The sequence below is a fragment of the Streptomyces sp. NPDC093109 genome, from assembly GCF_040701725.1.
In the GTDB taxonomy this organism is placed as follows: Bacteria; Actinomycetota; Actinomycetes; order Streptomycetales; family Streptomycetaceae; genus Streptomyces.
On the sequence record NZ_JBFBEZ010000009.1, the window covers coordinates 169859 to 188961 of the forward strand.

17 protein-coding genes are annotated in these 19103 nt (G+C 71.9%); 15 read left to right on the forward strand and 2 right to left on the reverse strand.

Annotation, left to right across the window (positions count from 1 at the left end; translation table 11 throughout):
• Positions 1–35: 35 nt before the first annotated feature.
• The 3 genes from pcaC to AB0389_RS12125 all read left to right on the forward strand — a co-directional run bounded on the left by pcaC (position 36) and on the right by AB0389_RS12125 (position 2874).
• On the forward strand, positions 36–1331 hold the full coding sequence (pcaC, locus tag AB0389_RS12115) for a 4-carboxymuconolactone decarboxylase (RefSeq protein WP_366395239.1): 1296 nt from the start codon (positions 36–38) through the stop codon (positions 1329–1331).
• 73 nt (positions 1332–1404) lie between these two features.
• Positions 1405–2037: an MBL fold metallo-hydrolase gene (locus AB0389_RS12120; RefSeq protein ID WP_366395240.1), complete on the forward strand. Its 633-nt coding sequence runs from the start codon at positions 1405–1407 to the stop codon at positions 2035–2037.
• A 57-nt stretch (positions 2038–2094) separates the two neighbouring features.
• On the forward strand, positions 2095–2874 hold the full coding sequence (locus tag AB0389_RS12125; RefSeq protein ID WP_366395241.1) for an exodeoxyribonuclease III: 780 nt from the start codon (positions 2095–2097) through the stop codon (positions 2872–2874).
• Between the two features lie 176 nt (positions 2875–3050).
• Here the strand turns inward: AB0389_RS12125 and AB0389_RS12130 are convergent, their stop codons facing one another.
• Positions 3051–4370: a pyridoxal-dependent decarboxylase gene (locus AB0389_RS12130; protein ID WP_366395242.1), complete on the reverse strand. Its 1320-nt coding sequence runs from the start codon at positions 4368–4370 to the stop codon at positions 3051–3053.
• Positions 4371–4518: 148 nt separating this feature from the next.
• Here AB0389_RS12130 and AB0389_RS12135 point away from each other — a divergent pair, with 148 nt between their 5' ends.
• The 7 genes from AB0389_RS12135 to AB0389_RS12165 all read left to right on the forward strand — a co-directional run bounded on the left by AB0389_RS12135 (position 4519) and on the right by AB0389_RS12165 (position 10544).
• The gene (locus AB0389_RS12135; protein WP_366395243.1) at positions 4519–5358 is read left to right on the forward strand and encodes a hypothetical protein; all 840 of its coding nucleotides are present in this window, start codon (positions 4519–4521) and stop codon (positions 5356–5358) included.
• 65 nt (positions 5359–5423) lie between these two features.
• Positions 5424–6707 (forward strand): cytochrome P450, encoded by a 1284-nt coding sequence (locus tag AB0389_RS12140; protein ID WP_366395244.1) that lies wholly within the window; start codon positions 5424–5426, stop codon positions 6705–6707.
• A 16-nt stretch (positions 6708–6723) separates the two neighbouring features.
• Positions 6724–7158, forward strand: a complete 435-nt coding sequence (locus tag AB0389_RS12145) for a DUF6278 family protein (RefSeq protein WP_366395245.1) — start codon at positions 6724–6726, stop codon at positions 7156–7158.
• A gap of 153 nt (positions 7159–7311) precedes the next feature.
• Positions 7312–8055 (forward strand): amino acid ABC transporter ATP-binding protein, encoded by a 744-nt coding sequence (locus AB0389_RS12150; RefSeq protein ID WP_366395246.1) that lies wholly within the window; start codon positions 7312–7314, stop codon positions 8053–8055.
• A 14-nt stretch (positions 8056–8069) separates the two neighbouring features.
• Positions 8070–8981, forward strand: a complete 912-nt coding sequence (locus AB0389_RS12155) for a glutamate ABC transporter substrate-binding protein (RefSeq protein WP_366395247.1) — start codon at positions 8070–8072, stop codon at positions 8979–8981.
• A 10-nt stretch (positions 8982–8991) separates the two neighbouring features.
• Complete coding sequence (locus tag AB0389_RS12160; protein ID WP_366395248.1) at positions 8992–9636, forward strand: amino acid ABC transporter permease; 645 nt, start codon at positions 8992–8994, stop codon at positions 9634–9636.
• A gap of 32 nt (positions 9637–9668) precedes the next feature.
• Positions 9669–10544 (forward strand): amino acid ABC transporter permease, encoded by an 876-nt coding sequence (locus AB0389_RS12165; protein ID WP_366395249.1) that lies wholly within the window; start codon positions 9669–9671, stop codon positions 10542–10544.
• Positions 10545–10695: 151 nt separating this feature from the next.
• Here the strand turns inward: AB0389_RS12165 and AB0389_RS12170 are convergent, their stop codons facing one another.
• The gene (locus tag AB0389_RS12170; RefSeq protein ID WP_366395250.1) at positions 10696–11442 is read right to left on the reverse strand and encodes a hypothetical protein; all 747 of its coding nucleotides are present in this window, start codon (positions 11440–11442) and stop codon (positions 10696–10698) included.
• 81 nt (positions 11443–11523) lie between these two features.
• Here AB0389_RS12170 and ggt point away from each other — a divergent pair, with 81 nt between their 5' ends.
• From ggt to AB0389_RS12195, 5 genes are all read left to right on the forward strand, one after another.
• Positions 11524–13332, forward strand: a complete 1809-nt coding sequence (gene ggt, locus AB0389_RS12175; RefSeq protein WP_366395251.1) for a gamma-glutamyltransferase — start codon at positions 11524–11526, stop codon at positions 13330–13332.
• A 223-nt stretch (positions 13333–13555) separates the two neighbouring features.
• Positions 13556–16576 (forward strand): family 16 glycoside hydrolase, encoded by a 3021-nt coding sequence (locus AB0389_RS12180; RefSeq protein ID WP_366395252.1) that lies wholly within the window; start codon positions 13556–13558, stop codon positions 16574–16576.
• 73 nt (positions 16577–16649) lie between these two features.
• On the forward strand, positions 16650–16901 hold the full coding sequence (locus AB0389_RS12185) for a helix-turn-helix transcriptional regulator (protein WP_366395253.1): 252 nt from the start codon (positions 16650–16652) through the stop codon (positions 16899–16901).
• A gap of 42 nt (positions 16902–16943) precedes the next feature.
• Positions 16944–17351 (forward strand): PPOX class F420-dependent oxidoreductase, encoded by a 408-nt coding sequence (locus AB0389_RS12190; protein WP_366395254.1) that lies wholly within the window; start codon positions 16944–16946, stop codon positions 17349–17351.
• 114 nt (positions 17352–17465) lie between these two features.
• A complete protein-coding gene (locus tag AB0389_RS12195) occupies positions 17466–18929 on the forward strand; it encodes a hypothetical protein (RefSeq protein WP_366395255.1) in 1464 nt (487 codons plus the stop codon).
• Positions 18930–19103 lie beyond the last annotated feature (174 nt).

Consider the following 19103-nt stretch of genomic DNA (forward strand, 5'->3'; position numbering starts at 1 on the left):
GCCGGGCCCGGGGCCGGATATGGGAGCGTGAGCAGGTGAGCGACACGACAACAAAGACCCTGCAGTACCGCTTGGACGGGCCGGAAGACGCGCCGATCCTGATTCTGGGCCCCTCCCTCGGCACGACCTGGCACATGTGGGACCGCCAGGTGCCCGAGCTGGCCCGGCAGTGGCGCGTGCTCCGCTTCGATCTCCCCGGTCACGGCGGCGCGCCCGCCCACCCGGCGACCAGCGTGTCCGAGCTGGCGGAGCGGCTGCTCGCCACCCTCGACATGCTCGGCGTCCAGCGCTTCGGGTACGTGGGCTGCTCCATCTCCGGGGCCATCGGCGCCGAACTGGCGCTGCGCCGCCCGGACCGGATCGCCTCGCTCGCGCTCGTCGCGGCCTCGCCCCGGTTCGGTACGGCCGACGAGTTCCGGCAGCGGGGGGTGATAGTCCGCGCCAACGGCCTCGACCCGATGGCCCGTACCGCGCCCGAGCGCTGGTTCACGCCGGGCTTCGCGGGCGCGCAGCCCGCCATCGTCGAATGGGCCGTGCAGATGGTCAGGACGACCGACCCCGGCTGCTACATCGCCGCCTGCGAGGCGCTCGCCGCCTTCGACATCCGGGCGGAGCTGGGCCGTATCGCCGTCCCGACGCTCGTGCTGGTCGGCGCCGAGGACCAGGTCACCGGGCCCGCCGAGGCGCGGACGCTGGTCGCCGGGATCCCGGACGCCCGGCTCGCGCTGGTCCCCGGCGCCTCCCACCTGGCGCCGGTCGAGCAGCCCGCCGCCGTCACTGATCTGCTCGTGCACCACTTCGCCACCGCCTGGTTCAACCCCTCCGACACCTCCACGAGCCTGATGGTGATGCCCGACCGGATGGACCGGCCGATGGCCTCCGCGCCGGCCGGACCCGTCGCCGAGATCGCCCCCGCCGCCGAACAGCCGCAGGCGGTCACCACCGGCCGCGCCGACCCGTACGACGCGGGCATGCGCGTACGCAGGGAGGTGCTGGGCGATGCCCATGTGGACCGGGCCACGGCCGCCGCCGACGGCTTCTCCGGCGACTTCCAGGAGCTGATCACCCGCTACGCCTGGGGCGAGGTGTGGACCAGGGACGGTCTGGACCGCCGCACCCGCAGCGCGGTGACCCTGACCGCGCTGATCGCCGGCGGACACCTGGACGAGCTGGCCTTCCACACCAGGGCCGCGCTCCGCAACGGCCTCACCCCGACCGAGATCCGCGAAGTGCTGATCCAGACGGCCGTCTACTGCGGGGTACCGGCCGCGAACACGGCGTTCCGGGTCGCGGGCGCCGTGATCCGGGAGGAGACGACGCCGGAGACGTAGCAGGATGGACGGGGGCGACAGCGACAGCGGTAGCAGTAGCAGTAGTGGTACGGAACGAGAGAAGGGCGCGGCGATGAGGCTCACGAAGAAGACACACGCCTGTGTACGGCTGGAGAAGGACGGGCGCACCCTCGTCATCGACCCGGGCGCCTTCACCGAGGCGGACGCCGCGATCGGCGCGGACGTCATCCTCGTCACCCACGAGCACGCCGACCACTTTGCCGAGGACCGGCTGCGGGCCGCGCTCGAAGCCGGTCCCGCCGCCGAACTCTGGACGCTGGGCAGCGTCGCCGGTCAGCTCTCCGCCGCGTTCCCCGGCCGGGTCCACACCGTCGGCCACGGCGACGCCTTCTCGGCGGCCGGTTTCGACGTACGGGTCTACGGCGAACTGCACGCCGTGATCCACCCGGACATCCCCCGGATCACCAACATCGGCTATCTCGTTGACGGCTCGGTCTTCCACCCGGGCGACGCGCTGACCGTGCCCGATCACCCGGTGGACACGCTGCTGCTGCCCGTACAGGCGCCCTGGAGCAAGATCTCCGAGGTGATCGAGTACGTCCGCGAGGTGAAGCCGCGGCGCTCCCTCGACGTCCACGACGCCCTGCTCAGCGAGCTGGCGCGGCCCGTCTACGACCACCAGATCGGCGCGCTGGGCGGGGCGGAGCACGGGCGGCTCGCGCCGGGCGAATCCATCGACCTGTGATCGCCGCGGGGATCGCCGCGACGGGCGTTGTCGTACCCCGCCGCTAGGCTGTCCCTCATGCGCATCGCCACCTGGAACGTCAATTCGATCACCGCCCGGCTGCCCCGGCTGCTGGCCTGGCTGGAGAGCAGCGGTACGGACGTGCTGTGCGTCCAGGAGACCAAGTGCACCGAGGAGCAGTTCCCGGCCGAGGCGCTGCGGGAGCTGGGGTACGAGTCCGCCGTGCACGCCACCGGCCGGTGGAACGGGGTGGCGCTGGTGTCCCGGGCCGGGCTGACCGATGTCGTCAAGGGGCTGCCCGGCGGCCCGGAGTACGAGGGCGTGGCCGAGCCGCGCGCGATCTCCGCGACCTGCGGCCCGGTCCGGCTCTGGTCGGTGTACGTGCCCAACGGCCGCGAGGTGGCCCACGACCACTACGCGTACAAGCTCGCCTGGTTCGAGGCGCTGCGCACGGCCGTGGCCGACGACGCGGCAGGTCCCCGTCCCTTCGCCGTCCTCGGTGACTTCAACGTCGCCCCGGCCGACGAGGACGTGTGGGACCTGTCCCGGTTCGAGGGCGCCACCCATGTCACCCCCGCCGAACGCGCCGCGCTCGCCGCGCTGCGCGAGCAGGGCCTCACCGATGTGGTGCCCCGCCCGCTCAAGTACGACCGCCCGTACACCTACTGGGACTACCGCGAGCTGGGCTTCCCGAAGAACCGCGGTATGCGCATCGACCTCGTCTACGGCAACGCCCCGTTCGCCGGAGCCGTCAAGGACAGCTACGTCGACCGCGAGGAGCGCAAGGGCAAGAGCCCTTCCGACCACGCTCCGGTGGTCGTCGACCTCGACGTCTGACGCTCTCCGGCTCTGGGGCCTGTGTGGGGTTGTGATCTGGGCTCGCGGGGCGTGGCACGCACGCTCGCGGCGTTGCCGAAATGCCCTAGTAGCTCCGCTACGAGGGCATCTCGGCGCCTTGCGATCGCACGCACCACGCCCCGCTCCCTGATCCAGATCACAACCCCACACAGGCCCTAGGCGCAGGCCCGTGCGTGGCCGCGGACCGTCCGCCAGACGCGGTGCACGCCGGCCTCGGTGAGCAGGGGCGAGCCCACGGCCGCGCGCAGGACCGGGCGGCCGTCGACGGTGCTGGGCGTGAGCAGGACGGTGGGGTCCTCGGCCAGCCGGCCGGCGGCCTCCCGGGTCCGCCGGTCGGTGTCGAGGCGGAAGACCACCAGGCCGAGCCGGTGGGTGACGAGTTCGAAGCCGTTCTCACGGGCCACGAGTCCGGCCAGCAGCTCCGCCATGCGGACATCGTGGCGGATGGCGGCGCGCAGTCCGTCGAGGCCGTGGGCGCGCATGACGTACCAGAGTTTGAGGGCGCGCAGGGGCCGGCCCAGCGGGATCTGCCAGTCGCGGTAGTCGACCACCTGCCCGCTCTCGCTGGCGCCGTTGCGCAGATACGACGGGGTGATGCTCATGGCGTCGGTCAGGGCCCGGCGGTCGGCGGTCCACATCACATTGCACGGGGTGCCGGTCCGCATCCACTTGTGGGCGTTGACGGCGTAGGAGTCGGCCGCCCCGACCCCGTCGTTGAGCCACCGGTGCTCGGGACAGAGGGCCGCCGGGCCCGCGTAGGCGGCGTCGACATGGAGCCACACCCCCTCGTCGCGGCAGATCCGGCCGAGGTCCGCCAGCGGGTCGACCGCGCAGGTGTTGGTGGTGCCCACGGTGGCGACCACAATCGCCGGTACGGCGCCGGCCCGGCGGTCGGCGGCGATCCGCGCGCGCAGCGCGTCGGGGTCCATGCGCGCGGTGCCTGCCAGGGTGGGGACGGCGGCGCTCGCGCCGAGGCCGGCGACGCGGGCCGCCTTGGCCACGCACGCGTTGGCCTCGTCCGTGCGGTACAGCCGGTAGCGGCCCTCGGTGCCGTGGTCGCGCCACCGCCCTCGCGAGGCCCGGTGCAGGGCCGCGACGGTGGCGACCAGGACGGCGGAGGAGGCCGAGTCCTGGATCACGCCCCCGCCGTTGCCGGAGGTGTGGAGGAAGTGGTCGGGCAGGCCGAGCGCCTTGGCGAGCCAGTCGGTGACGACCTGTTCCAGCTCGGTGGCCGCCGGCCCGGTCGCCCACATCATGCCCTGGACGCCCAGCCCGGCGGTCACCAGTTCGGCGAGCACGGAGGCGGGCGAGTTGCCGGTCGGGTAGTAGGCGAGGAACGCCGGGTGCTGCCAGTGGACCAGGCCGGGCACCACGGTGTCCCAGGTGTCACGGAGGATCCGGTCGAGCGGCTCGCCCTGCTCGGGCGGCTCCGAGGGCAGGGCCGCGGCGGTCGCGCCGGGCGCGTGGACCGGCACCACCGGCAGCCGCTCGTCCGCCAGAGCGCTCCAGTGGCCGAGGAGGCGGTCGACGGCCTCGTGGACGGCGGCCCGGAACGGGTCGGCTTCGTTACCGAGAGACGTGATGGCGAACTCCAGGGAATCGTGGGCTACCTTTTCTCCCGCTATGGAATGCCATATCCCGTTACTCGTCCTCGCCCCGCCCGACCGGCTGCCCGCTGGCCTCGACGGCCTGAGCGCCGCCGCCGGCACCGGACCCGTACCGCCGGACACGCCCGCCCTCGTGCTGCCGGACCCCCGCGAGGCCGCCTATGACGCCTACTTTCGCGTCAGCCGCTCCTCCCGCCGCCCCGCGGAACTCCTCGCCGCCGCACTCCGGGAGACCCTCGGCGCCGTCCGCGCCCGGCTCCCCGAGGCCGTGAACGAACCCGTATTCGACGAGGTGTTCGCCGCCGTCGGCTTGACCGGCCGCTCGGCCGGACGCAGCGCTTCCGCGTCGGCCGCCGCCGACGGGCCGGCGCGCTGGCTCCACGGGCACCGGCTCTTCTTCGCGCTCATCCAGGCCACCACCGTCGGGATCGCGCAGGCCGTCCACGCCACCGACCCCGCGGCCGCCGACCGGGGAGCCGCCGCCGCGGCCGTCTGTCTGCGGGCCGGTACGGCGGCCCTCCGTATCGCCTCCGACTTCCCAGCGACCGACTACGAGAAGCTGATCCGCCCCTCCATGGAGCCCCCGCACCAGCCGCTGCCGGGCTTCTCCGGGCTCTGGTCCGCCGACCACCGGGTCCTGATCGACCAGCTGCGAACCTGGGGGCGGACACCCCGGGCACGAGCGGGGTCCGCGTCCGGCCGGGACCTGCGTACGGCCCTGGAGGAGGCGTACGCGGCGCACGTCGGCGTCTGCGCGCACTTCGTCGGTACGGGACCCTCCCTGCTGGGCGGATCCCCGAACGCCCCGGCGACGCTCGCCGAACTGGGCGCGGCCCGCCGCCGGCTCCTGAACTGATCCCCGCCCGCGCCGGCCCGCGATGACCGGCCGACCGCCATCCACCACCGCCCCGGAGACCGCGCATGCCCCTTCCGCCCGAGCCCCGTCCGCACTGTCCCGCCGCCCGTCTGGTCCTCGACCCGCTCGTCAGGGACATCGAGGACGAGAACGCCCGGTTGCGCGCGGCCGGTCCGCTGGCCGCGGTCGAACTGCCCGGCGGGGTACCCGCGTGGGCCGTCACCCACCACGACGAGGCCAGACGTCTGCTCACCGATCCGCGCCTGGTCAAGGACATCGGCGTCTGGAGTGCGCGGCAGCGCGGTGAGATCCCGGCCGGCTGGCCGCTGATCGGGATCGCCGACCACGGCCGGTCCATGTTCACCGTGGACGGCGACGACCTGCGCCGGCTGCGCGGCCCCGTCGCACGGGCGCTCAACTCCCGGCGGGTGGAGGGCATGCGGGCCCGGATCACCGAGCTGACCCGGGAACTCCTCGACGCGCTCCCGGACGACGGGGAACCGGTCGACCTGAAGGCGGCCTTCGCCCTTCCGCTGCCGATGAGCGTCGTCTGCGAGCTGATGGGCGTCGAGCCCGCACAACGGGCCGGACTCCAGCCCCTGTTCGACACGTTCCTCTCCACACAGACGTCCCCGGCCGAGGTGGCCGCCAACCAGGCCGAGCTGACCGCGGTGATGCGCTCCCTGGCCGCCGCCCGCCGGGCCCGCCCCGGTGACGACCTGACCAGCGCGCTCGTCGGCGAGCCGGAAAGCGAGGGCCCGTTCACCGACGATCCGTTCACCGACGAGGAGATCGTCAGCACCCTGCAACTGATGATCGGATCCGGCTACGAGACCACCGTCTGCCTGATCGTGAACGCCGTCGTCAACCTCTCCACCCACCCCGACCAGTTGGAGCGTGTCCGCTCGGGAGCCGTCGGCTGGGACGCCGTCGTGGAGGAGACCATGCGCTACTCCGCGCCGAACTCGAACTTCCTCATCCGCTTCGCCACCGAGGACGTACCCGTCGGGGACACCGTGCTCCCGCGCGGCGAGGCCCTCATCGTCTGTTACGGCGCGATCGGCCGCGACGAGCGCCGGCACGGCCCGACGGCCGGCGACTTCGACCTCACCCGCTCGCCCCACCGCCATATCTCCTTCGGCCACGGCCCGCACGTCTGCGTGGGAGCCGCCCTGGCCCGGCTGGAGGGACAGGTGGCCCTCGCCGCGCTGTACGAACGCCACCCGCACCTGACGCTCGCCGTTCCCCCCGAGCGGCTGCGCCACAAACCCACGGTGACCCAGAACGCGCTGAGCGAACTGCCCGTGCTGCTCGGGCCGCGAGCCCCTATGGTGTCCGGGCTGCGGTAATGGCAGGCTGGCCAGCATGAACATCCCTTTCTTGGACAACTGGCGCAAGCGACAGGGCGGTGACGCCGGCGCGCCGTCCGTCGCCGGCGGCGACCCGGAGGGCGTGGCCGAGCTGCTCGCCGAGTGCGAGCTGCTGCGTGTCCGGGCAGGGCAGCACGGGCTGGCACTCGACGACTCCCCGGCCTCGCTGGAGGCGCTCGACCAGCTGCCGCCGCGCTGGCGCGACGACCCGGAGGAGCTGCCCTGGCTGGGCAACGACGCGGGCCTGTACCTCGGCACGGTGATCGTCCGTACGGTCCCCGGCGCCGTCTGGCAGATCTGGCCCGGCGGCCACCCGGTGGTACGGCTGCCCTCCGGTCGGGAGATCCAGGTCGTCGAGGCCGGTCTCGAATGGGCGGCCACCGGAGCGCCCGAGCTGTCCCAGGTGTACGGCGAGGCCGCGGAGGGCTGACCGGGAGCGCCGCCGGGGAACGCCCCACCCCGTACCCCCTGAGCAGTAAATACGGCTTATGCCCCGCATGTGCGTGTCGTGTGCGAAGTCCCTTGCCCGGCTGGATAGTTTGCGCGGACCTCGACACAGCCGAGAATGGGTGGGGCAGGGTTTATGGCAGTCGATCCGGTGATCGAACTCCGTGACGTCAACAAGTACTACGGGCAGCTGCATGTCCTGAGGGACATCGATCTCACGGTCGCGCGCGGTGAGGTGGTCGTGGTCATCGGCCCCTCGGGATCCGGGAAGTCCACGCTCTGCCGGACCATCAACCGGCTGGAGACCATCGAGTCCGGCCGGATCACCATCGACGGGCGGCCCCTGCCCGAGGAGGGCCGCGGACTCGCCCGGTTGCGCGCCGAAGTCGGCATGGTCTTCCAGTCGTTCAACCTCTTCGCGCACAAGACCGTGCTGGCCAACGTCTCCCTCGCGCAGATCAAGGTACGGGGACGGAAGAAGGAGGACGCCGACCGGCGCTCCCTGGAACTCCTCGACCGCGTCGGCCTCGCCGACCAGGCGGACAAGCTGCCCGCGCAGCTCTCCGGCGGTCAGCAGCAGCGCGTCGCGATCGCCCGCGCGCTCGCCATGGACCCCAAGGCGCTGCTCTTCGACGAGCCGACCTCGGCGCTCGACCCGGAGATGATCAACGAGGTCCTCGAAGTCATGCGCCAGCTCGCCCGGGACGGCATGACCATGGTCGTGGTCACCCACGAGATGGGCTTCGCCCGCTCCGCCGCCAACCGCGTGGTCTTCATGGCCGACGGCCGCATCGTCGAGGACCGTACCCCGGAGGACTTCTTCACGGCCCCGGCGAGCGAGCGGGCCCGGGACTTCCTCTCCAAGATCCTCAAGCACTGAGCGGGGGCGGGACCGTGAGAAGAACACTGACCGCGCTGCTGCTCGCCCTCCTCGTGCCGCTGCCGCTCGCCGCCGGCTGCGGCAAGTCGGGCAGCCCGCCCGTCAAGGGCCCCCGCGCCGAGGCCCTGCCCCACTACCGGATCGACCGGGGCTTCCGGCTCCCCGACTCGCCCACCTGGCGGGCCGCCCAGCGGCGCGGGCACCTCGTCGTCGGCGCCAAGGAGGATCAGCCGTACATGGGTGAGAAGGACCCCGCCACCGGCGTCTACTCGGGCTTCGACATCGAGATCGCCAAGATGATGTCGGCGTCCCTGGGCTTCGACCCGAAGACGATCAGCTTCCGTACGATCGCCTCCGCCAACCGCGAGACCGCGTTGCAGAACGGGCAGATCGACTACTACGTCGGCACCTACACCATCAACGACAACCGCAAGAAGCTCGTCGGCTTCGCCGGGCCCTACTACCTGGCCGGCCAGTCCCTGCTCGTAAGGACCGACGAGCACGGCATCAACGGCCCCGACGACCTCGCCGGCAAGCGCGTCTGCTCGGCCACCGGCTCCACCCCGTACCAGCGGATGCGGCACGACTACCCGCGCGCCGAACTCGTCGGCTACGACACGTACTCCGTCTGCGTCGACAATCTGCTCACCTACCAGGTCGCCGCCGTCACCACCGACGACACCATCCTCCAGGGCTACGCCGCCAAGGTGCCCAAGGAGCTGAAGGTCGTCGGCAGGCCGTTCTCGAAGGAGCCGTACGGCATCGGCGTGCCGCGCGGCGACAACGCCCTGCGCCTCGCCCTCGACGACGCCCTCGCCGTCCACGAACGCGACGGCGACTGGCAGAAGGCGTACGACGCGACGCTCGGCCTCTCCGGGCGCCGGGCCACCCCGCCGCCGCCCATCGACCGCTACCCGGCGAGCTGAGGCGGACGCCATGGACGTACTCACCAAGAACTTCCCGCTCTTCGCCAAGGGCTTCCTCGGCACCGTCGAACTCACCGTCTACGCCTCCCTGCTCGCGCTCGCGCTCGGCTTCCTGATGGCGTCGTTCCGCGTCGCGCCGATCCGCTCCCTGCGCGCGCTCGGCACCGTCTGGGTCACCGTGCTGCGCAACACCCCGCTGACGCTGCTCTTCTTCGCGGTGGTGCTCGGGCTGCCGCGCTTCGGTCTGGTGCTGCCCTTCCAGCTCTTCGCCGTCCTCGCGCTCGGCTGCTACACCTCCGCGTTCATCTGCGAGGTGCTGCGCTCGGGCATCAACACCGTGCCCCGGGGACAGGGCGAGGCCGCGCGCAGCCTCGGTATGCGCTTCGGGCAGACGCTCGGCGGGGTGGTGCTGCCACAGGCGTTCCGTACGGTCATCCCGCCCATCGGCTCCACCCTGATCGCCCTCGCCAAGAACTCGGCGATCGCGGGCGCCTTCAGCGTGACCGAGCTGCTCGGCACGTACAAGACCCTCAACGAGCTGGGCTACAGCATCATCTGGACGTTCGTCTGGATCGCCGTCGGCTACCTGATCATCACGCTGGCCATCAGCGCGCTGTTCAACGTCATGGAGAAGCGCTGGGGGACGGCCCGATGAACCGCCTGACGAACCGCCTCACGAACCGCCCGGTGAGGCGTGCGACCGTCACCGCCGGGCCGACCGCCCTCTACGACGTCCCCGGCCCGAGGACCCGGCGCCGGCACCGCCTGTACGGGGTGGTGGCGACGGCGGCGATCGCCGCCCTCCTCGGCTGGCTGCTCTATCTCCTCTTCGACACCGGCCAGTTCACCGCGGTCAAGTGGTCGCCCTTCGAGTACCGGGGCATCCAGGACCTGCTGCTGACCGGGCTCGCCAACACCCTCAAGGCGTTCGCGTACGCCGCGGTGCTCTCACTCGTCCTCGGCGCGGTCCTCGCCTCGGGGCGGCTCTCGGAACACCGGCCGGTGCGCTGGATCGCCACCGCCCTGGTCGAGTTCTTCCGGGCGATGCCCGTACTGGTGATGATCTTCTTCATCTTCGTGGCGCTCAAGGTGCAGGCCCTGCCCGCGCTGGTGGCGGGCCTCACGCTCTACAACGGCTCCGTGCTCGCCGAGGTGTTCCGCACCGGAGTCAACTCGGTCGAGCGCGGTCAGCGGGAGGCGGCGTACGCGCTCGGCATGCGCAAGACGCAGGTCATGACGTACGTGCTGGTGCCGCAGGCGGTCCGCGCCATGCTGCCCACGATCATCAGCCAGCTGGTGGTCGCTCTCAAGGACACATCGCTGGGATATTTGATCACCTATGAGGAGTTCCTCCATGCCGGAAAGCTCATCGCTTCGAATCTCGACTACGATTTGCCGTTCATCCCCGTGGTGATGGTGATTTCACCGATCTACATCGGGATGTGCATGCTGCTCTCCTGGTTCGCCCACTGGCTGGCCGGGCGGCAGCGGCGCAATCCGAGAACCGATGCCGCGGGTCCCGCCCCGGCATCCCCAGGAACGCTGCTGCCGGGCGCGCAGTAGCAGCGGTAGCAGGTACCGGGCAGTGGCCCGCCCGGCGGCAGCCGGAGATCACTTCTCGATCCACGGGGAGAAGGTCAGCTGCGCGCCGGTCGGGCTGTGCCCGGGGTCCTGACCCCGGCAGCCCGGAGCCCCGAGCCGGAGCCCGGCCGGGTCAGCCGCCGGACACCGAGGGCTCCGGCCGGGGTTCGGGGAACGGGACGAGCGCCTCCCGGGTGACGTCCGCCACCAGCTCCACCACATCGGGTCCGTACGCCCCCGAGTTGACGACCTTCAGCAGCAGACAGAACGACTTGTCGCCGTGCTGCCGCGCCAGCCTCTCGTGGCGGCGGGTCAGATAGCGGGTGGCCGCCTGGTTGGTGATCGACCGCTGGCCGCAGAAGAGGAAGACGGGCCGCGCGCCCTCGCCCACGGTCAGCCGCGCCAGCAGGACGTACTCGACGGCGCCGGGCTCCATACGGTAGTAGTCGGTGCCGATCCGCAGGGCGCCGCGCTCGGCTCTGGGCTCGGGCTCCGTGTTCATTCTGATCCCCGGCAGCAGGGTGGACAGATGGGCGGCCATCCGGCGGTTCGACCCCGGCCCGCCGAGGCAGAACTCGGACTGCTCACCGAAACCGCGGCGCGCGGTGTCGTGCTGGACGATCTCGGCGTGCGCCCCGCACTCCTTGATCAGCGCGGCCAGTTCCAGCAGCGCGAAGACGTCGTTGCGGTGCACCGCGCCGTCACCGCCCGCCTCCCGGTTGACGACCAGCAGACACGCGGAGTTGCCCGGCAGCCCGAAGAACGCCTGCTTCCGGCGGAGCCGGCGCCGCCAGAGGTACGTACGGGCGAGCCAGCCCAGCGCGCCGCTGACCCCGGCGGCGGCGACACCGAGCACGATGTTGCGTATGTCGTCATTCATGAGCGGGCATGGTAGTGCGCTCCTGACGGGGAGGGGCAGGTGAAGTTACCCTGCGCGGAAGGTTCCTGACTGGAGGTACGGATGCGTCGCTCCGTTGCGCGGAATGTCTCTGTGGTGGCTGTCGCCGCGGCCATGCTGTCGGTCGGCGCCGCGGCGCCGCCACTCCCGGCGACACCGCCCGTCGAGAAGACACCGGTCGCGACGGGGTACGGGGGAGCGGTTGCCAGCGTCGACGCCGACGCCTCGGCCGCCGGGATCGAGGTGCTCAGGCAGGGCGGCAACGCCGTGGACGCGGCCGTCGCCACCGCCGCCGCGCTCGGCGTGACCGAGCCGTACTCCGCGGGCATCGGCGGGGGCGGCTACTTCGTCCACTACGACGCCAAGTCCCGTACGGTGCGGACCATCGACGGCCGGGAGACCGCGCCGAAGTCGGCGGACCGGTCGCTCTTCCTGGAGAACGGCGCCCCGATCCCGTTCGCGGAGGCGGTCACCAGCGGGCTCGGCGTCGGCACCCCCGGCACACCCGCCACCTGGGACACCGCGCTGCGCGCCTGGGGCAGCCGGTCGCTGGGGCAGGTGCTGAAGCCCGCCGAGCGGATCGCGCGGAACGGGTTCACCGTCGACAGCACGTTCCGCTCGCAGACGCAGTCCAACCAGGCACGGTTCGCGGACTTCCCGGACACCGCGAAGCTGTTCCTGCCCGGCGGCGAACTGCCGGTCGTCGGCTCGGTCTTCAAGAACCCCGATCTGGCCCGTACCTACGCGGAGCTGGGCCGCAAGGGCACCGACGCGCTCTACCGGGGCGAGCTGGGCCGCGACATCGTCCGTACGGTACGGAACCCGCCCGTCGACCCCGCCGCCGCCCGGACCGTCCGGCCCGGCGACCTGACGGTCCAGGACCTCGCCGCGTACCGCACGAAGCGGCAGGAGCCGACGAAGGTCTCGTACCGCGGCCTCGGCGTGTACAGCATGGCGCCCTCGTCCTCGGGCGGTACGACCGTCGGCGAGGCCCTCAACATCCTGGCGCGCACGGACCTTTCGAAGGCCACCGAGGAGCGGTATCTGCACCGGTACATAGAGGCGAGCCGGATCGCGTTCGCCGACCGGGGCCGCTGGGTCGGTGACCCGGCCTTCGAGGACGTACCGGTCAAGGGCCTGCTCTCGCAGCGGTTCGCGGACTCCCGCGCCTGCCTGATCAAGGACGACGCGGTCCTCAGGAGCCCGCTCGCGCCCGGTGATCCGAGCGACCCCACGCCGTGCGCCACGGGCGGCACCGCCGCGCCCACGACCTTCGAGGGCGAGAACACCACGCATCTGACGGTCGCCGACAAGTGGGGCAACGTCGTCGCGTACACGCTGACCATCGAGTCGACGGGCGGCAGCGCCATCACCGTGCCGGGCCGGGGCTTCCTCCTCAACAACGAGCTGACGGACTTCTCCTTCGCCCCCGCCAACCCGGCGGTCCACGACCCGAACCTGCCGGGACCCGGCAAGCGCCCGCGCTCGTCCATCTCGCCGACGATCGTGCTCGACCGCCACAACCTGCCGGTCGTGGCGCTCGGTTCGCCGGGCGGCGCGACCATCATCACCACCGTGCTGGGGACCCTGACCGGCCATCTCGACCGCGGTCTGCCCCTGGTCGACGCGATCGCCGCGCCGCGCGCGAGCCAGCGCAACGCGGCGGCGACCGAGCTGGAGCCGGGGCTGTGGAACAGCCCGGTACGCCAGCGGCTGGAGGCGCTCGGGCACGTCTTCAGCCAGAACGCCGAGATCGGCGCGGCGACCGGGGTCCAGCGGCTCCCGGACGGCCGCTGGCTGGCGGCGGCGGAGACGGTACGCAGGGGAGGCGGCTCCGCGATGGTCGTCCACCCGTCGGGCCGTACCCGCTGACACACCTGCTGACACACACCCGCTGATCCACCCCTGCCGGGCCCGGACCACCGCGCCCGGCGGGGGCCGGGGACGCCGTCCGCACCGGTCCGTCCACGAGTTTGAACTCATCGTGGACAAAGTGTGGACGGTTCCGTGCGTACTTCGTACTCTGGGCGTCGCTCTCGCACGGAAGGTTCCGCTCCCCGGCCGCGCTGCCCCGCAGCGCACAGCAGGAGGCAGAGTGACGCCCCGCACGCACCTGAGCATCCATCAGCGCCGTGGTCCCCGAAGATTCGCCGGGGCGCTCCTCACGGCCCTCCTCGTCGGCGGGCTCGCGGCGCCCGTCGCGGAGGCGGACGAGAATCCCTTCGCGGACCTGCCGCCCCAGGAACCCGGAGTCACGCTCCGGGTCTTCGACGTCCAGACGCCGCTGAGCAAGCTCTGCGACCTCAAACCGGCCCAGACCCCCAACGTCGACAGACTGCTCCCGACCATCGACTGGTCCTCCACCGAGGGCTTCGGATTCAACGACCTCTTCGTGTCGCAGATCACCGCCAACATCGACATCCCCGCCGACGGCACCTACACCTTCCGTTTGATCAGCGACGACGGCTCCCGTCTCTTCATCGGCGACCGGCAGGTCATCGACCACGACGGACTGCACGGCGCCACGCCCAAGGACGGCGAGATCGCCCTCGCGCCCGGCTACCACCCCCTGCGCATCGACCACTTCGACCGCTACAACGATCAGCAGGTAACCCTCCAGTGGAAGCCACCGGGCGCGGACTCCTTCACCCTCGTCCCGAACTCCGTGCTCAGCACCGACGCCGGTGTCGTCCGGGTCACCTCCCCCGGCCGCAAGGAGTGCGAGGGCGTCTACGACACCCCCGGCGACGGCCTCCCGCTGACCTCGGTCAACCCCGGCTACACGCTCACCGATCTGCGCCCCGAGGGCTTCACGCCGCAGGTCTCCGCGATGGACTGGCTGCCTGACCGCAGGCTCGCCGTGACCACCTGGGGCGGCAGCGGCAACACGGCGGGCGAGGTCTACATCCTCGACCATGTGACGGGGAAGACCGGACCGGAGAAGGTCACCTACACGAAGATCGCCGAAGGCCTCAAGGAGCCGATGGGGATCAAGTACGTCGACGGAAAGCTGTACGTCTCGGAGAAGCACCAGCTGACCGAGGTGTCCGACCTCAGGCGCCTCAACTCCGCGGACACGCTCCGCAAGGTGGCCGGGTGGCCGTACGGCGGCAACTTCCACGAGTTCGCCTTCGGACTCCTCTACGAGCGCGGGGACTTCTATCTGAACCTCTCCGTCGCCATCAACCAGGGCGGTGCGACGACCCGTCCGCAGCCCGCCGAGAACCGCGGCACCACCATCAAGGTGAACAGGAAGACCGGAAAGGTCAGTTACCTGGCCGGCGGCCTGCGCACACCGAACGGGATCGGCCGGGGCCCGGGAGACGAACTCTTCGTCACCGACAACCAGGGCGGCTGGCTGCCCGCCTCCAAGCTCCTCCACATCAAGAAGGACAGGTTCTTCAACCACTTCACCGAACCGGCCGGACCGTTCGACGACCGTACGGTCACCAAACCGGTCCTCTGGCTGCCGCAGAACGAGATAGCCAACTCGCCCAGCACACCGATGCTGTTGAAGAAGGGCCCCTTCGCCGGACAGATGCTCTTCGGTGACGTCACCTACGGCGGACTCCAGCGCGCCGACCTGGAGAAGGTGAAGGGCGAGTACCAGGGCGCGGTGTTCCGGCACACCCAGGGCCTGGAGGCCGGCGTCACCCGGATCAGCACCGGACCGGACGGCGCGATCTACGTCGGCGGCCTCGGCGCCGACGGCAACTGGGGCCAGACGGGCAAACTCCGTTTCGGCCTCCAGAAACTGACACCGAACGGCGAGAACCCGTTCGACATGAAGACCATGCGCGCCACCCGCGACGGCTTCGAACTCACCTACACCCAGCCCCTGTCGGAGGAGACGGCCGCCCGGCTGACCGACGGCGCCTACTCCGTCGAGCAGTGGCGCTACGTCCCCACCCCGGCGTACGGCGGCCCCAAGGTCGACGAGGAGACCCTGCCCGTCACGGCGGCCCGGCTCTCCGGCGACCGGCGCACGGTCCGGCTCACCATCCCGGGGCTGAAGACCGACCGGGTGGTGCATCTCCGCTCGCCGCGCCCGTTCGCCTCGGCCACCGGTGAGAGCCTCTGGTCCACCGAGGCCTGGTACACCCTGAACGCGCGTCCCGGCCCCGAGACGCCCGTCACCTCGTACGACGCCGAGTCGGGGCGCCTGACCGGCGGCGCGGACCGGGACACCGAGCACGCCGGCTACACCGGCGGCGGCTTCGTCGACGGCTTCGGCAAGAAGGGCGCCACCGTCACGCTCGATGTCACCGTGCCCGCGAAGGGCGCGTACGACGTGGCACTGCGCTACGCCAACGGCCCTGACCCCTTCACCGGCACCAAGACCATCGGGGTCGGCGTCAACGGCGGGGAGATCCGGCAGACCGGTCTCCCCTCCACCGGCGCCTGGAACCGCTGGGCCACCCGGACCGAGCGGCTCACCCTGCGCAAGGGGCACAACACCCTCACGTACACCAACAGGGCCGAGGACACCGGTCATGTCAACCTCGACATGATCGAGGTACGCCCGCCGGGCAGCCGGATCGACCTGTTCTCCGGCGGCAGTCTCGCCACCGCCTGGCAGCACACCGACGGCCGCTCCGTCACCTGGCCGCACGCCGCCGAGAACTCCGTCGAGGTGTGCTGCGGCGACATCCGCACCAAACAGGCCTTCGGGGACTTCAGGCTGCACGCCGAGTTCCGGGTGCCGCTGATGCCGGACGATGTCACGGGCCAGGCCCGCGGCAACAGCGGCATCTTCCTCCAGGACCGGTACGAGATCCAGATCCTGGACTCCTTCGGAGTGGCGGAACCCGGCCTGGACACCGCCGGGGCCATCTACAACAAGAAGGCCGCCGACCGGAACGCCGCCACCGCGCCGGAGACCTGGCAGACCTACGACATCGTGTTCCGCGCGGCCCGCTTCGACGCCGAGGGCCGCAAGACAGAGGACGCCCGGATCACCGTGGTGTGGAACGGTGTCCTGGTCCACGACAAGGTGGCGGTGGACGGACCGACCGGCAGCGGCAACGCCGAATCGGCCGCCACGGGCGCGATCCGTCTCCAGGACCACGGCAACAAGGTCCGCTTCAGGAACGTGTGGATCGAACCGCTGGAGTGAGGCGGTTCCGACCTCCAGCGCTCCAATAAATATACCGGCGCGGATAACACCGCGCCGGTATTACAATGACGGAATGGTACGGAATCCCCTCACCCCGGAAGAGCGCGAGCGAGGCGAGCGGCTCGGCCGGCTCCTCCGCGAGGCGCGCGGCCCGCGCAGCATGGTGGAGATCGCCGCCGTCGCCGGCCTCTCCGCCGAGACGCTCCGCAAGATCGAGACCGGCCGCGCCCCGACGCCCGCCTTCTTCACCGTGGCGGCGCTCGCCGGGGCGCTCGGCCTGTCGATGGACGAGATCGCGGTGAACTGCGCGCCGGTACCGGCCTGACGGCCCGTGACTCCGGCGCGGCGCGCGCGTAGGGTCCGGTGCGTGACCAACCTCGACGAACTCGGACGCAGCCGTTACGTGAGTCTCACCACCTACCGCAAGGACGGCACCGGCGTCGCCACGCCCGTCTGGCACGCGGTGGACGGCGGTGAGCTGTTCATCTGGACCCGCTCGGACTCCTGGAAGGTCAAGCGGATCCGCAACAACGGAAAAGCGCTGGTGACCCCCTGCGACGCGCGCGGGCGGACCGCGCCGGGGGTGGTGGGCGCCCCGGGTACGGCGCGGCTGCTCGACGGGGCGGAGCTGGACCGCGTGCGCAAGCTGATCGCCGCCAAGTACACCTGGCAGTTCTGGCTGGTCGACCGGCCGGCCGCGATCGTACGGCGCGGCAGTCGCCCGCACACCGGCATCGCCGTCACGCTCGACGCCGCCGCACGGGACGACGGGTGAGGCCGTCGCACCGCCGCGGAAAACTGTCCGTAGCCCTCCCGTAACACAACTGAGGTCAAATGCCTGCGGACCGAAGTGTCCCCTCCGTGGGGGACCGACACGGACGGGGCAGCGATGGTTGTGCATCAACTCCCGGCGGAAACCGGTGACTTCGCGCGGTACTTAAGAGATCTGGCGGCCCGGCTCGACCCGGTCGGCGGCTGGTACGGGGTCTTCAGGCACCGGGACCCCGACGGGCTGCGCGCCTGCTTCGACGGCACCCAGGTCCCGCCCTGGGACGTGGTGGAGTCGCTCCTCCAGGACTTCGCGGCCGGGCGCGACGAGGGGCTGGTGGCGCGCGAGACCGCGCGGGCCGACCGGCTCCACGCCGCGTCCGCCGCCGCGTACGACCGCCTCCCCGGCGGCGCCGGGGCGCTCTCGGAGCGGCTGCGGCTGATGCTCCGTGAGCAGACGTACGCGGCGGGCCGGGCCGACGAACTGGTCCGGCTGCTCCGTACGGCCCCCGAGGGCACCGCCGAGACGGAGCGGCTCACCCACGAACTGGCCTGGATCCGCGACGACCACACGCGTGCCACCGCGCGCTGCGCCGAACTCCGCTCCCGCCTGGCGTCCTTGACACCGCCCGGCCGCCCCGGCGCGCCCGGGCGCCCGCCCGCGCCGGACAGCTGGTTCCGCAGCGCGGAACCGCCCGTCTTCGACGGCGTGGATCCGGAGCCGGAAGCACCTCCTGAGGTCCCGGCCGAGGTCCCTGCCAAGGAGAAGCGCGCCAGGGAGAAGAAGGAGAAGAGGGAGCGGAAGGAGAAGCGGCCCGCGACCCCGCGCAAGCCGCGCGGCGCCCGCTTCGCCGGCATCGAGGTCGACGAGACCGGGCCCGGCGCGGAGCCCGGTGCGGGTGCCGGTGGCGAGGCCGTGACCGGGGCCGCGCCGGCCGCGCCGCCGGCCATGGCGCCCGTACCGTCCCCCGGCACCTCCGCCACCCCGCGCGGCGCCCGCTTCGGCGGCGCGCCCGCCGCGCCCGCGCGTCCCGCTGCGCCCGCCGTCACCGCCGCGGACCGCCGGGCCGTCGCCGACACCGTCGCCCTGCTGATCCGGCTGCGCGCCGAGGGGCGCAGCGGCGAGGCCCATGTCGTCCTCTGCGAGGCCGCGGGCCGGCCGCCCGCGCAACTGCCCCCGCTCGCCGCCGAACTGCACCGCGCCGGGCTCGGCGCCGACTGGTCGGAACTGCTCTGGGAGGCCGCCTTCCTGCCGCCCGGGCACCTCGCCGCTGCGGCCGGCGCGCTCGCCGTCGCCGGCCGGGACGACGACTGCGCCCAACTGCTGCGCCAGGCGGTCTCCCGGCCCCCCGAGGAGATCACCGAGGCCGTCCGCGCGCTCGGCGACGCGGGTCGCTCCGCCGAGGCGAAAGGGCTGCTCAGCGCATTCGTAGGGGCCCGTACGCCGGCGGAAGCGGCGCTCCTCGCCGCCCCCGATCCGCGCCGCCTCGTACCGGGCCTCCTCGACGCGGCCCGCGCGGTCTCGACCGCCCGTGAACGCGATGTCGTGCACGCCCTGCGGACCGCCGGGATCGTGTCCGGCTGACAGCGGTCCGCGACGCCCGCCCGGTCATTCCGGCGCGAACCGCTCGATGTCGACCGCTCGGGTGTGAAACTTGATCGACTCTGCGGGTTAACGACGATGGTCTTGCCCCCGTGTGAACCGGGGCTTACGTTCTCTCTCTACGCATCGAATCTACGTGCGTAGAGCGCACGGAAC

Bases quoted from the DNA above. Each gene is read 5' to 3' on its own strand.
- AB0389_RS12120 (WP_366395240.1), top strand. From the start codon at position 1,405: ATGAGGCTCACGAAGAAGACACACGCCTGTGTACGGCTGGAGAAGGAC.
- AB0389_RS12125 (WP_366395241.1), top strand. From the start codon at position 2,095: ATGCGCATCGCCACCTGGAACGTCAATTCGATCACCGCCCGGCTGCCC.
- AB0389_RS12135 (WP_366395243.1), top strand. From the start codon at position 4,519: ATGGAATGCCATATCCCGTTACTCGTCCTCGCCCCGCCCGACCGGCTG.
- AB0389_RS12140 (WP_366395244.1), top strand. From the start codon at position 5,424: ATGCCCCTTCCGCCCGAGCCCCGTCCGCACTGTCCCGCCGCCCGTCTG.
- AB0389_RS12145 (WP_366395245.1), top strand. From the start codon at position 6,724: ATGAACATCCCTTTCTTGGACAACTGGCGCAAGCGACAGGGCGGTGAC.
- AB0389_RS12150 (WP_366395246.1), top strand. From the start codon at position 7,312: ATGGCAGTCGATCCGGTGATCGAACTCCGTGACGTCAACAAGTACTAC.
- AB0389_RS12160 (WP_366395248.1), top strand. From the start codon at position 8,992: ATGGACGTACTCACCAAGAACTTCCCGCTCTTCGCCAAGGGCTTCCTC.
- AB0389_RS12170 (WP_366395250.1), bottom strand. From the start codon at position 11,442: ATGAATGACGACATACGCAACATCGTGCTCGGTGTCGCCGCCGCCGGG.
- ggt (WP_366395251.1), top strand. From the start codon at position 11,524: ATGCGTCGCTCCGTTGCGCGGAATGTCTCTGTGGTGGCTGTCGCCGCG.
- AB0389_RS12185 (WP_366395253.1), top strand. From the start codon at position 16,650: ATGGTACGGAATCCCCTCACCCCGGAAGAGCGCGAGCGAGGCGAGCGG.
- AB0389_RS12195 (WP_366395255.1), top strand. From the start codon at position 17,466: ATGGTTGTGCATCAACTCCCGGCGGAAACCGGTGACTTCGCGCGGTAC.